General features: G+C 62.9%; 12 protein-coding genes. 2 read left to right on the plus strand and 10 right to left on the minus strand.

From position 1 onward, the window contains the following. Nucleotides 1–217: 217 nt before the first annotated feature. Both guaA and AC0ZT5_RS28770 read right to left on the minus strand, forming a co-directional pair. Complete coding sequence (guaA, locus tag AC0ZT5_RS28765; RefSeq protein WP_488499181.1) at nt 218–1,780, minus strand: glutamine-hydrolyzing GMP synthase; 1,563 nt, start codon at nt 1,778–1,780, stop codon at nt 218–220. Between the two features lie 55 nt (nt 1,781–1,835). Next, complete coding sequence (locus tag AC0ZT5_RS28770; RefSeq protein WP_488499182.1) at nt 1,836–2,339, minus strand: MarR family winged helix-turn-helix transcriptional regulator; 504 nt, start codon at nt 2,337–2,339, stop codon at nt 1,836–1,838. An 83-nt stretch (nt 2,340–2,422) separates the two neighbouring features. Between AC0ZT5_RS28770 and AC0ZT5_RS28775 the strand changes: the two genes are divergently transcribed. Further along, nucleotides 2,423–2,740, plus strand: coding sequence for a hypothetical protein (locus AC0ZT5_RS28775; protein WP_488499183.1), 318 nt, complete (start codon nt 2,423–2,425; stop codon nt 2,738–2,740). Nucleotides 2,741–2,752: 12 nt separating this feature from the next. Here the strand turns inward: AC0ZT5_RS28775 and AC0ZT5_RS28780 are convergent, their stop codons facing one another. The 3 genes from AC0ZT5_RS28780 to AC0ZT5_RS28790 all read right to left on the minus strand — a co-directional run bounded on the left by AC0ZT5_RS28780 (nt 2,753) and on the right by AC0ZT5_RS28790 (nt 5,282). Then, nucleotides 2,753–3,388, minus strand: coding sequence for a 5'-methylthioadenosine/S-adenosylhomocysteine nucleosidase (locus tag AC0ZT5_RS28780; protein WP_488499184.1), 636 nt, complete (start codon nt 3,386–3,388; stop codon nt 2,753–2,755). A 4-nt stretch (nt 3,389–3,392) separates the two neighbouring features. Further along, the gene (locus tag AC0ZT5_RS28785; RefSeq protein ID WP_477290090.1) at nt 3,393–3,851 is read right to left on the minus strand and encodes a PaaI family thioesterase; all 459 of its coding nucleotides are present in this window, start codon (nt 3,849–3,851) and stop codon (nt 3,393–3,395) included. 141 nt (nt 3,852–3,992) lie between these two features. Further along, the gene (locus tag AC0ZT5_RS28790) at nt 3,993–5,282 is read right to left on the minus strand and encodes an RsmB/NOP family class I SAM-dependent RNA methyltransferase (RefSeq protein ID WP_488499185.1); all 1,290 of its coding nucleotides are present in this window, start codon (nt 5,280–5,282) and stop codon (nt 3,993–3,995) included. Nucleotides 5,283–5,605: 323 nt separating this feature from the next. On the opposite strand from AC0ZT5_RS28790, the gene AC0ZT5_RS28795 reads away from it, so the two are divergent. Beyond that, nucleotides 5,606–6,283 carry an MIP family channel protein gene (locus tag AC0ZT5_RS28795; protein WP_457154925.1) on the plus strand — a complete coding sequence of 226 codons (678 nt, stop codon included), beginning with the start codon at nt 5,606–5,608 and terminating at the stop codon, nt 6,281–6,283. Nucleotides 6,284–6,420: 137 nt separating this feature from the next. Here the strand turns inward: AC0ZT5_RS28795 and AC0ZT5_RS28800 are convergent, their stop codons facing one another. From AC0ZT5_RS28800 to AC0ZT5_RS28820, 5 genes are all read right to left on the minus strand, one after another. Next, complete coding sequence (locus AC0ZT5_RS28800) at nt 6,421–7,068, minus strand: class I SAM-dependent methyltransferase (RefSeq protein ID WP_488499186.1); 648 nt, start codon at nt 7,066–7,068, stop codon at nt 6,421–6,423. 65 nt (nt 7,069–7,133) lie between these two features. Beyond that, complete coding sequence (locus AC0ZT5_RS28805; RefSeq protein WP_488499187.1) at nt 7,134–8,237, minus strand: calcium:cation antiporter; 1,104 nt, start codon at nt 8,235–8,237, stop codon at nt 7,134–7,136. A 167-nt stretch (nt 8,238–8,404) separates the two neighbouring features. Then, complete coding sequence (locus AC0ZT5_RS28810; protein ID WP_488499188.1) at nt 8,405–10,177, minus strand: AMP-binding protein; 1,773 nt, start codon at nt 10,175–10,177, stop codon at nt 8,405–8,407. Nucleotides 10,178–10,259: 82 nt separating this feature from the next. Next, complete coding sequence (gene hisG / locus AC0ZT5_RS28815; protein WP_488499189.1) at nt 10,260–10,958, minus strand: ATP phosphoribosyltransferase; 699 nt, start codon at nt 10,956–10,958, stop codon at nt 10,260–10,262. Continuing rightward, a complete protein-coding gene (locus AC0ZT5_RS28820; protein ID WP_488499196.1) occupies nt 10,955–12,076 on the minus strand; it encodes an ATP phosphoribosyltransferase regulatory subunit in 1,122 nt (373 codons plus the stop codon). The genes hisG and AC0ZT5_RS28820 overlap by 4 nt, the downstream gene beginning before the upstream one ends. Between the last annotated feature and the right edge of the window lie 37 nt (nt 12,077–12,113).

Here is a 12,113-nt window from a genome sequence, read left to right on the forward strand (position 1 = left end):
CTTAAGGCACAAAAAAGTACCGTCAGGAGCCTCATTGGCTCCGACGGTACTTGGAAAAATTCGGATGGGTAATATGCGGACGGTCCGTCAAGCGGTCCGTCAAAGCCAATCTCTGCGCACCGATTGTCGCTGATTGTCTCTGAAAGGATTTATACTTTTTATCAGATGGTTAGGGCGCATATTGGCGTATTTTCGGCGGCGTTTGAGTGGGTCTGAATCATTCCCATTCGATGGTGCCGGGCGGCTTTGAGGTGACGTCGTAGACGACGCGGTTGATGCCGCGGACTTCGTTGATGATGCGGGTGGCGGCGGCACCCAGGAACGCCATGTCGTAGTGGTAGAAATCCGCGGTCATGCCGTCGACCGAGGTGACGGCGCGCAGCGCGCAGACGAACTCGTAGGTGCGGCCATCGCCCATCACGCCGACAGTCTGCACCGGCAAGAGCACGGCGAAGGCCTGCCAGATGGCGTCGTAGAGGCCGGCCTTGCGGATCTCGTCGAGATAGATGGCGTCGGCCTCGCGCAGAATCTCCAGCTTTTCGCGGGTGATGCCGCCGGGGCAGCGGATGGCAAGACCAGGGCCTGGGAACGGATGCCGGCCGATGAAGCTTTCGGGCAGGCCGAGCTCCTTGCCGAGGGCCCTCACCTCGTCCTTGAACAGTTCACGCAGCGGCTCGACCAGTTGCATGTTCATGCGCGCGGGCAGGCCGCCGACATTGTGGTGCGACTTGATGGTCACCGACGGGCCGCCGGTGAAGGAGACGCTCTCGATGACGTCGGGATAGAGCGTGCCTTGCGCCAGGAAGTCGGCGCCGCCGAGCTTCTTCGCCTCCTCCTCGAACACCTCGATGAACAGCCGGCCGATGGTCTTGCGTTTCTTCTCCGGGTCGGCCTCGCCTTCCAGCGCCGAGATGAACTTGTCCGCGGCATCGACCAGGATCAGCGGCAGATTGTAGTGCTGGCGGAACATCGCCACCACGCCCGCCGCCTCGTCCTTGCGCATCAGCCCGTGGTCGACAAGGATGCAGGTCAGCTGGTCGCCGACCGCTTCGTGGATCAGAAGTGCGGCGACCGAGGAATCGACGCCGCCCGACAGCGCGCAGATGACCTTGCCCTTGCCAACCTGCTTGCGGATCGCCTCGACCGCGTGTTCGCGATAGGCACGCATCGTCCAGTCGCCCTCGATGCCGGCGATGTTGTGGACGAAGTTGCGCAGCAGCCTTGCGCCATCCGGGGTGTGCACCACCTCGGGGTGGAACATGATGCCGTACATCTTGCGCTCGATATTGCCGAAGATGGCGAAGGGCGAGCCTTCGGACTTGCCGAACACTTCGAAGCCATTGGGCAAGGAGATGACGCGGTCACCGTGGCTCATCCACACCTGGTGGCGCTGGCCGGGCGCCCACAGGCCCTCGAACAGCGGGCTATCCTTCTCGATCTCGACGAAGGCGCGGCCGAATTCACGATGATCGGAGCTTTCGGCGACGCCACCCATCTGCACGCACATCGCCATCTGGCCGTAGCAGATGCCGAGCACCGGCACGCCGGCATCGAAGACGATCTGCGGCGCCCGCGGGCTGCCGATGTCCGACGTCGAGGCGGGGCCGCCGGACAGGATCACGGCTTTCGGATTGATACGCTCGAACGCCGCCTCGGCCGACTGGAACGGCACGATCTCGGAAAACACGCCGGCCTCGCGGATGCGGCGGGCGATGAGCTGTGTAAACTGGCTGCCGAAATCGACAATCAGGACGGTGTCGGGATGATTGGCTGTTTTCATGGCGAGCGTTTAGAGAAAGAAATGAGTCGACGCAATGGGTTGCGGGGCCTTGCTGTCACTTCGATTCCACGACTTCACCTTCAGCGCCAGCGTCTTCATCCTTCGCCGCAGCCTGTCCGGCCGCAAGCGCCCGCAAAGCGCCCATCAGCGCCGTGAACCGCTCCTCGCCAATGCGACTGACATAGCGCCGCTCGATCTCCATCTTGACCCGATCGCCGTCGCGCAAGGCATCCAGCCCCATGCTGGTGTAGCGCACCAGCTTGCCGCGGCCATCTTGCGGATCGGGTAGACGCTCGACGATCCCCTCCGCCTCGAGGCCGTCGAGCAGTTGCTGGACCGCCTGCTTGGAGATTGCCGAGCGTTCGATCAACGCCGACTGGCGCATGCCGTTCCTGGTGATGTGTCCAAGCAGTCCGGCGCGTGCTTCGGTGAACCAGTCGTGACCGGCGGCGCGCATCGCGGCGGCGAATTCTGCCTGCCAGGCACTGCTTGCCTGCCATAGGCGCCAGCCGACGTGATCCGGCAGGGTTTCGATTTTTTCGTCAAGTTCCTTGACCATTTTATCTCGGCTCCGTATAGTCAAGATACTTGACGATAATCACTGCGTCGAGGCTCTTTCGAACTCAAGCCCGGACAGAGACCATGACAATTCTCGACAGGAACACGCTGGCCGTTATCATGATTGGCACCACGCATGTCATCGACATGGGCGGCAAGAACGCCTTCATCCACTACGAAAACGAGAACCGGGCGCATATGCTGCTGCCCGACGATACTCGTTTCCATGGGATCTGGATGCTGCTCGACGACGGCTACAAGGTCGAATGGAGAGATGGCCCCACCGGCTCCTGGAAACTCGATCATTCGCCGGGAGCAATCGACTATGTCGATGCGACCGGCGCCGTACGCGGGCGCATTTCGCGCATCGATTTCGGCGATCCGGCAAGCTTGGCGGCCTGATGCTGTTTGCCGTCAGGCGCCCAGCAAGCCATCGCCGACCGCCTGTTCCAGCCGCCCGACCGCTCCGGCCAGCTTCTCGTCGATGACGTGCAGATATTCGGTCCAGTCGCCGACGTGCCGCAGGTCCGCCGCGCCGTCTGAAATGCCGCGCAGCCCTACCAGCGGGATGTCGAACAGCTGGCAGGCGCGCAGGCAGGCGAAGGTCTCCATGTCGACCATGTCGGCGGCAATTGCGTCGTAGGCGGCGCCGGTGACGATCGCGCCGCCGGTCGACAGCGTTGCCTCCCTCACGCCAGGAATCCTGAACGGCAGCGGCACGGTCACCGGCAGATCAAGGAAGGGCGTCGCGCCCTTTTCGAAGCCGAGCGGCGAGGCGTCGATGTCGCGATAGCTGACCGACACGGCCTGGTAGATTTCCGTCTGCTCCAGCGTCCGGCTGCCGGCCGAGCCGAGCGATACGACGAGGTCCGGCAGCGTCTTCCGCGACTTCAGCAGGGAGAGTTCAGCGCCCAGCCTGACGCCGGCCTCGACCGGCCCGACACCCGTCATCAGCGGCGTGAACAGCCGCTTGAGATGCGGGCCGTATTCGGCTTGCGCAGCCATCACGAAGAGGACGCCCTTGCCGCCTAGCCGCACAATCTTTCCCATCGGATCAGCCTTCGATGCCATCACGCCCGACCACCGTCATCATCGTTCCGGTCATGGTGGCGATCAGCCTGGCCTCGCCGTCGGCGGCGAAGGCATAGGCCTGGCCGTCGGCGACGATGATGGTGCGACCGGGTTTTGTCACCGAACCGCGGAACAGGAAGCGTTCGCCCCTGCCCGGCGCCAGCAGATTGACCTTGAATTCGATGGTCAGCACGCCGGAGTTTTCCGGCATCAGCGAGAACGCGGCATAGCCACAGGCCGAGTCCAATGCCGTCGAGATGACGCCGGCATGCAGGAAACCATGCTGCTGGGTCAGTGCCGCCGAATAAGGCATCTCGATCTCAATGATGCCCGGCGTCACCAGGGTCAGTTCGGCGCCGATCGTGGCCATGGCCTGCTGGCGCGCGAAGGAGGTTCTGACGCGATCCTCGTAGTCCGGGGCGGGTACGATCTTTGCTGCCATGGCCGCTGCCTTTCTTTATGCGGATAAGCTTATTGCAGAGGCACGGGCGGCAGGCAAATGCTTTTGCTGCACTGCAGCAATCGACCTCACCCGCCGGCTGAGGTCAGGCACACGTCAAGGATTGGCGATATCCGATGGGGCTCAGGCCGACCTGCGCATGGCACAAAAGTAGAATCCGTCAGTTCCGCTCAGCGCCGGCGACAGCGAGACGTCGCCGGCCGGACCGATCCGCACGGCTGCCGCATGGCCGGGAAAACGACTGTCCCAGAGGGCTCGGTGATCGACCGGGACAAAGCCGCTGTTGCGCTCCCGAAACGCCGCGACCTGCTCGCCATTCTCCTCTTCGAACACCGAGCAGGTGATGTAGACCAGCAGGCCGCCTGACTTGACGTAGGCTTTGGCCGCTTCGAGGATCGCCGACTGCTCGCTTCTGCGAGCGTCGAGTTGTCTTTGCGTCAGCCGCCATTTGGCATCGGGACGGCGCCGCCAGGTGCCGCTGCCGGTACAAGGTGCGTCGACCAGCACGATGTCCATATGGTTGCCGAGCGGAGCGAGTTCTGCCGGCTTGGTGACGACCTGCACATTGCGGTTTTCCGAGCGACGGATGCGGTCGAAGATCGGCGCCAGCCGCGCCTTTTCGGCGTCGTGGGCAAAGATCTGGCCGCGATTGTCCATCGCAGCCGACAGCGCCAGTGTCTTGCCGCCGGCGCCGGCGCAGAAATCGAGCACCTGCATGCCGGCCTCGGCGCCGGACAGGGCAGCCACGACCTGCGAGCCTTCGTCCTGGACCTCGAACCAGCCTTTCTGGAAAGCCGGCTCGGCTTGCACGTTGGGGTGCCTGCCGTCGCCATCGATCGGCGGGATGCGGATGCCTTGCGGTGCGATGGTGGCTGGTTTCGCGCCGGTTCCGGTCAGCTCGCCCAGCACCTTGTCACGGTTGGCCTGCAACGTGTTGACTCTGATGTCGAGCGGCGGTCGCGTCGCCAGCGCCGCCCCCTCATCAGCCCAGGTGTCGCCGAAGGTTTTCTCGAAAAGCGGCACGCACCAATCGGGTATGTCGGCCCGCACCGCGGCCGGCGCATCGGCGAGCCGGCGTTCGGCAATTGTCTGCAGTTCGGTGGCCGTCAGCAGCGGCGGCGCGAATTTGTCACCATCAAGCGCATCGTTGAGCGACTGCGCCGTCTGGCCCCATTCGAGCAACAGCGCGCCGAAGCCGATGGCGCGCGGCGTCTCTTCGCCGAGCAGCCAGCCGGCGGAACGCTTGCGGCGCAAGGCGTCATAGACGATGTTGCCGATCGCGGCGCGGTCGCCGCCGCCGGCGAAGCGGTGCGACAGGCCCCAATCCTTCAGCGCGTCCGCAACCGGCCGGTGACGCCGGCCGATGTCTTCCAGAACTTCGATAGCTGCTGCCAGCCGTCCGCCCAGTCGCATTCGTCATTCCATCTAATCGAGCACATGATCTCCGGGCCTGCTCTTAGAGCCTTTCTCGACCGGATTGAACCCCGCTTCCGTCTCACGGCGACGAGGTTATCCTGACCGAGGCCAGCTGATCCGCCCGACAAGTAAATGTCCCTGGCCAGCAACAACAGATCAATCAATAGATGACAGGTTTCTAATGTTCGTAACTGGCGCCTGCAAGTACGCGATCTGGCGCAACCGCTCTGCTTTCCAAGTTTTTCGGTTGGGAATACTCTTGCCGCCATGATTCGCGGCACGGAAAACGTGGACCGGCGGATCGCTACGAGGAGAGGGCAATGAAGACTTATCTGGCGGAAGTTCTAGGCACATTTCTGTTGGTGTTCATCGGTACGGCTTCGGTGGTGACGGGCGGCTTCGGCGGTGCGCTGCCGCTCGGCCAGGAAGGCATCGGACTGGCATTCGGCATCGGTCTCATTGCGGCGGCCTACGCGATCGGCCCGATTTCAGGGGCGCATCTCAATCCGGCGGTGACGCTGGGTGTCTTTCTTGCCGGCCGGCTGCCGGCCAAGGACGTCATCCCCTACTGGATCGCGCAGATCATCGGCGCCATCCTGGCCTCGCTGGCATTGTGGATCATCGTCTCCGGCCAGGCCGGCGGACACACTGGCGGCTTCGGCGCCAATGGCTGGGACGTGGCGAAATGGGGCGTCAGCTCGGCGTTCCTGTGGGAACTGATCGGCACCTTCACCTTCGTCACCGTGATCCTCGGTGTCACCGCTGAAAAGCACTCGACGGCGTTCGCCGGGCTGGTCATCGGCCTGACGCTGGCAGGGTTGCACTTCGCCATCATCCCGGTCACCGGCACCTCGCTCAATCCGGCCCGCTCGATCGGCCCGGCGCTGTTTTCCGGCAGTGCGGCGATCGGCCAGCTCTGGTTGTTCATCGTTGCACCGTTGATCGGCGGCGCCATTGCCGGCGTCGTCGCCAAGGCGCGTGTCTTCGAGAAGGACTGAGGTTTAGACGCTTGAATAAGAAAAAAGCGCGGGCCGTGGCCCGCGCCTTTTTTGCCGATCCTGCCGCGTCCCAACGACAAGGCCATACCTCACTCGCCCGTTTTCGCCCGCTTGGTCGGGCCCGCGGGGAAACCGGGCTACAGCTTTCTAAAGAAGCCGGACAGAATATTCGGACCCGCTTCGCCGGGCCGCAGTCTGATCCCGTCCTCGAAGCAGTTCAGTGTCACGCACTCGAAGCCGCTCTGTGCGAGGAGTGCCACCAGCGAGTCACGGTCGAAGTGGTGCAGGTGCTCGTTGGGGAGACGCATGCGCCACGTCTGGAACCACGCGTCGCCGTCGGCCCCGAGCTCGCGCCAGCGGCAATAAGGGACGGCGACGGCCAGATAGCGGGCCTGAAGGCGGGCGAGGAAACCCAGATCCGGGATGTGCTCCAGCACGTCGAACATGGCGACAAGATCCCACGAACTTGCCAGCGCCTCATCCCAATCGACAAAGCGGACGCCTTTGGGCAGCGGAAACGTGGCGATGTCGCAGCCGGCGCAGTCGGCGACCCCGGTTATTTTCGCGGCTTCGACAAATGTCCCCGTGCCATATCCAATCTCCAGCACGGACCGAGGAATCTCGCCGGTGATTCCCAGCACCCAGCCAAGTCGCTGATATCCGAGCTTGATGGTCCGGTCACTCAGGTCCTCGTAATAGGAAATGTATCGCTTGTCGTATTTGATCGGGGTGAAGTCGATCTGGTGGATCACGCCAAACCCATCCACCTCGTAGTTATCCAACATCAGCGCGCGGCCTCCGATTCCGAATTCCTAAATTACAGACAACCGCGGATCTCGGCGCAAATCGGTCATGGTACAAATATAAGAAATATATACGTGAAAAATACCACGATATGGACCATGCCAGTCAGGAATGTTGTTCTTTCGGTACTAAAGCTCACATTGCATATGAAGAGTGCTAAAATTAGAAGTACTGTGTCAGTTGCAGGAAGCCCCAGGGTCAACCCTCTCCCCGTCAGCAGGCTGGCGGCTGCGACCGCCGGTATTGTCAAACCAATTGTAGCGCAGGCGGAACCCATCGCAACATTCAAGCCGCGTTGCAGCTCATTGTGAAGTGAAGCGCGAACCGCCGAAATGGCCTCCGGCATCAAAACCAACCCGGCGATCAATGCCCCCACAATACTGTCGGACTGGGTCACCTGGTAGGTAACGAGCGTATCTTCAACACTTGCGGCGACTTGCTCGGCGAGCATGACAATTCCAATCAGCCCGATCAACAGGAGCAAAGTGCCGGCAGCGACGCTTTCATGAGGGACGGTCTGCGTCGAAACGTCGTGTTCTTGTCCTTGGACGAAGTCGTCTCGGTGCCGGACAGTCTGTGCGAACACAAAACTTGCATAGAGTAGCACTGAGAGCACGCTTACGAAGCCAAGTTGAGCAGCTGAAAATGTGCCAGGCCCCGTGGTTTGTGTGTAGGTTGGCAGAACAAGCGTCATGACGGTCAGTGCGGCCAGAACCGCCAAATATGCGCTGGTCCCTTGTCGAACAATTGCCTGCTTGCGATGACGCCAGCCGCCAAGCGCGAGACACATGCCGACAACGCCGGTAGATGTAATCATCACGGTTGAAAAGACGGACTCACGTGCAAGCGTGGGGTTGTTTTCTCCATGCAGCATCATGGAGACGATGATCGATACTTCGATTGCCGTCACTGCGAAGGTCAGCACCAATGTGCCGTAGGGCTCTCCTACTCGCCGAGCCACCGCCTCAGCGTGGTCGAGCACCACGAAAATGGTGGTGAACATGATCGCACACGAAAGCGCTCCGATAAGGATCCTGGCGCCCAGCGAACCTTGATCCACCGACAGCCCGCTTGCCCTGACTGCTACAGCCATCACCAAAGCGGCTAGGGGCATTGCATAAGAGGTCACCGATCGTTGGAAAGCACTCATTCAAGCCCCCATGCACCTGCGAAACTTGCGGAAAACCCATGGGGAGCACCTTCGCCAATCTCCGGAAGCCCCCCATTCGACCCTCACAAACAACGTCAGCCCGCGGCTCCAAACGATGCCGCGGGATCGCGACCTTGGCTGCATTCAAAATCGAAGCGCTGCTCCCCTTACGCCGTCTTCTGCGTCACCAGCCCCAGTTCCTTGACCATCGCCTCGCGCATCAGAAACTTCTGCGGTTTGCCGGTCACCGTCATCGGCAGTTCGGTGCGGAAGCGGATGTGGCGCGGGATCTTGTAGTGGGCGATCTGGCCGGCGCAGAAGGCCTTGATCTCCTGTTCGGTGGCGATCTGGCCTGGCTTGAGCACGATCCAGGCGCACAGCTCCTCGCCATATTTTGGGTCTGGAATGCCGAACACCTGCACTTCCCTGACCTTGGGATGGCGGTAAAGGAATTCCTCGACCTCACGCGGATAGACGTTCTCGCCACCGCGGATGACCATGTCCTTGACCCGGCCGACAATGTTGCAATAGCCCTCGGCATCGATGGTGGCGAGATCGCCAGTGTGCATCCAGCCATCGGTGTCGATCGCTTCGCGGGTCTTGTCGTCGTCGTCCCAGTAGCCCTTCATCACCGAATAGCCGCGCGTGCATAGCTCGCCCGGCGCGCCGACGGCGACGGTGGCGCCGTCGGCATCGACTGCCTTGACCTCGACATGGGGGTGGATGCGTCCAACCGTCGAGACGCGCTTTTCCAGCGGGTCGTCGACGCCGCTCTGGAACGACACCGGACTGGTCTCGGTCATGCCGTAGGCGATCGTCACTTCTGACATATGCATCAGCGACACCACTTTCTTCATCACCTCGATCGGGCATGGCGATCCGGCCATGATGCCGGTGCGCAGGCTGGAGAGATCGAAGGACTGGAAGTCCGGATGATCGAGCAGCGCGACGAACATGGTCGGCACGCCATAAAGCCCGGTGCAGCGCTCATTCGCCACCGCTCTCAGCGTGGCGCCGGCATCGAACCCCTCGCCCGGGAAAACCATGGTCGCGCCCTTCGACACGCAGCCCATCGTGCCCATCGACATGCCGAAGCAGTGATAGAGCGGCACCGGGATGCACAGCCGGTCATCGACGGTCAGTTTGATCGCCGAGGTGACGAAATTGCCGTTGTTGACGATGTTGTTGTGGGTCAGCGTCGCGCCCTTGGGTGCCCCTGTCGTGCCTGATGTGAACTGGATGTTGATGGCGTCGCCGGGCTTCAGCCCCTCCGAGATGCGGTCGAGGCTGTCATGCTCGTCGCGCCCGGCCATGGCCAGCACATCACCGAAATTAAACATGCCGGGTGAGTTGTCCTCACCCATGCGGATGACGATCTTCAGCGCCGGCAGCTGCTTTGCCGTGAGCTTGCCGGGGGTGGCGGTCGCGAGCTCCGGCGCCAGCGTCTCGATCATGCCGAGATAGTCGGAGGTCTTGAACTTGACCGCGGTCACAAGCGCCTTGCAGCCGACCTTGTTCAAGGCATAATCGAGTTCGGTCAGCCGATAGGCCGGGTTGATGTTGACCAGAATCAGGCCGATGCGGGCGGTGGCGAATTGCGTCACCAGCCATTCCCATCGGTTGGGCGACCAGATGCCGACGCGATCGCCCTTTTCAAGGCCCAGCGCCAGGAAGCCGGCGGCCAGCGCATCGACCGTGTCCGACAGTTCGCTCCAGGTGAAGCGCTTGTCCTGGTCGACGAAGACCGCGGCATCGAGCGTGGCGTATTTGCTGGCGGTGTCGGAGAACAGCGCGGGAATGGTCTTGTTGAGCAGCGGCGTCGTGCGCTCGCCGGAAACGTGCGCCTTGCCGTCGACGGGTGCCACGAAGACATCGCCATTGCGCGATCCACGCCCGCGCAAATTGGTGGCATTCTTCAGCTCGTCGAGATTGATCGGCATCGCTGTCTCCTCCCAGGACGGGTCGAGCCTATCAGCCTGTCGGGATGGTGGAAATCCCGCCGATGGTACTGGAGAGGCATCCTTAGCTGATGATGCCGGCCATCCTGGTGGCGATGTCGCGCAGGACCGCTTCGTCAGCCGCCGCGCGCGTCTTCCTTGACGCCACCAGACAGGCCTGCGAGCGCAGGACGAGGCCGTCGCCGAGCACCTTGAGATGATTGGCGCGCAGCGTGGAGCCGGTGGTGGTGATGTCGACGATGACATCGGCAAGGCCCGCCGCCGGTGCGCCTTCGGTTGCGCCAAGGCTCTCGACGATGCGATAGACCTGGATGCCGTGTTTTTGCGAGAAGAACTGCTGCGTCAGCCGCCAGTATTTGGTGGCGATCCTGAGCCGCCGTCCATGACGCTGGCGGAAATCGGCGGCGACGTCATCAAGATCGGCCATAGTGTCGACGTCGAGCCAGATGTCGGGCACGGCGACCACGACATCGGCATTGCCAAAGCCGAGACGGGCGACGATTTCGGCGCGGGTTTCCCAGTCGGCAAGGTTCTCGCGCACCAGGTCCTCGCCGGTGATGCCGAGATCGACCGCGCCCTGGCCGATCTCGCCAGCAATCTCGGAAGCCGACAGGAAGGCCACTTCGACGCTTTCCGCGCCTTCGATGCGGGCGCGATAGGAGCGCTGGTCGCCGGGCAGGCTGACGGCGAGCCCGGCCTTGGCCAACACGTCCAGTGCCTGCTCCTTGAGCCGGCCTTTCGACGGGATCGCCAGGGTGATCATGGCGCCATCTCCCGCAATGCGTCGATGCGATCGAGCCAGACGGAAAAGCCGACGCCGGGGATTGGCGTCTTGGCGCCAAGCAGCGTCAGCAGTCGGTCATAACGGCCGCCACCGACGAGCGGCCGTTCGCCATCTTGCGCCGCGATTTCAAAGACCAGGCCGGTGTAATAGTCGAGGGGACGGCCGAAGGCGGCGTCGTAGCGGATCCTTCCCGTCGGCAAGCCATGCGCTTCAATCGCCTTGGCGCGGGCGGCGAAATTCTCCAGCGCCGCACCCAGCGAGAGCCCGGCGCCGCCGGCAAAGGTCGCCAATGCCTGGGCCGCGCCATCGAGCGGCACGTCGATGGCCAGAAAACCCTTCAGCGCCGCGAAGGCCTCGTTGGACAGCCGCACGCTGCGCAATTCGGCTTTCTCGATCAGCCGCCGTGCAATGTCGGACGGCGAGCGGCCGGCGGAAGCCGACAGGCCGGCCTCTTCCATGCCGCCGGCGATGTGGGCGGACAGACCTTCCAGATCGCCGTCGAGGACGAGGGCGGCGACCGGACCGGAGAGCTGGCCGTTGCGTGGCGGGTTGGCGAGATCGGCGAGCGCCGCCTGCAGCATCGGCGCCGAGCCGAAGGCGCGGGCAAGACGCATGCGCCAGCCGCGCGGCAGCCCAAGGGCTGCCAGCACCGCCTCGAAAATGGTCTGGTCGCCGAGCGTGATCGCCAGCGCCTGGCCAGGCAGCACCAGCGAGAGCAGCGCATGCGCGTCTGCCAGCGAGCGGGCATCGGCTTGGGCAGTGTCGCGATCGCCCAAATCCTCGATGCCGGCCTGAAAGAACTCGTTACCGCCTTCGCGGCGCTGGCGAAACACCTCGCCGAGATAGGAATAGCGGCGCGGCGTGCCGGCCTGCGATCTTATGTGGTCGAGACAGACCGGAATGGTGAATTCGGGCCGCAGGCACAGCGCCTGACCGGTCTCGCTTTCGGTGAGAAAAATACGCCGGCGCAAATCCTCGCCGGCCATGTCGAGGAACGGATCGGCCGGCTGCAGCACTGCAACCTCGACGGCATGCGTGTTGCGCGTGGCGAAGAGGTTGATGATGTCGGCTGATATGGCGGGGTAGCGGGAGGTCATTGATCGGATGGGCGCGAGGCACCCCCCTCTGGCCTGC

The organism is Mesorhizobium sp. CNPSo 4670, assembly GCF_057784235.1.

Coding starts and splice junctions, on each gene's coding strand:
- AC0ZT5_RS28800 (WP_488499186.1), bottom strand. CDS start 7,068: ATGTTGGATAACTACGAGGTGGATGGGTTTGGCGTGATCCACCAGATC.
- AC0ZT5_RS28820 (WP_488499196.1), bottom strand. CDS start 12,076: ATGACCTCCCGCTACCCCGCCATATCAGCCGACATCATCAACCTCTTC.
- AC0ZT5_RS28780 (WP_488499184.1), bottom strand. CDS start 3,388: ATGGGAAAGATTGTGCGGCTAGGCGGCAAGGGCGTCCTCTTCGTGATG.
- hisG (WP_488499189.1), bottom strand. CDS start 10,958: ATGATCACCCTGGCGATCCCGTCGAAAGGCCGGCTCAAGGAGCAGGCA.
- AC0ZT5_RS28785 (WP_477290090.1), bottom strand. CDS start 3,851: ATGGCAGCAAAGATCGTACCCGCCCCGGACTACGAGGATCGCGTCAGA.
- guaA (WP_488499181.1), bottom strand. CDS start 1,780: ATGAAAACAGCCAATCATCCCGACACCGTCCTGATTGTCGATTTCGGC.
- AC0ZT5_RS28790 (WP_488499185.1), bottom strand. CDS start 5,282: ATGCGACTGGGCGGACGGCTGGCAGCAGCTATCGAAGTTCTGGAAGAC.
- AC0ZT5_RS28795 (WP_457154925.1), top strand. CDS start 5,606: ATGAAGACTTATCTGGCGGAAGTTCTAGGCACATTTCTGTTGGTGTTC.
- AC0ZT5_RS28810 (WP_488499188.1), bottom strand. CDS start 10,177: ATGCCGATCAATCTCGACGAGCTGAAGAATGCCACCAATTTGCGCGGG.
- AC0ZT5_RS28805 (WP_488499187.1), bottom strand. CDS start 8,237: ATGAGTGCTTTCCAACGATCGGTGACCTCTTATGCAATGCCCCTAGCC.
- AC0ZT5_RS28770 (WP_488499182.1), bottom strand. CDS start 2,339: ATGGTCAAGGAACTTGACGAAAAAATCGAAACCCTGCCGGATCACGTC.
- AC0ZT5_RS28775 (WP_488499183.1), top strand. CDS start 2,423: ATGACAATTCTCGACAGGAACACGCTGGCCGTTATCATGATTGGCACC.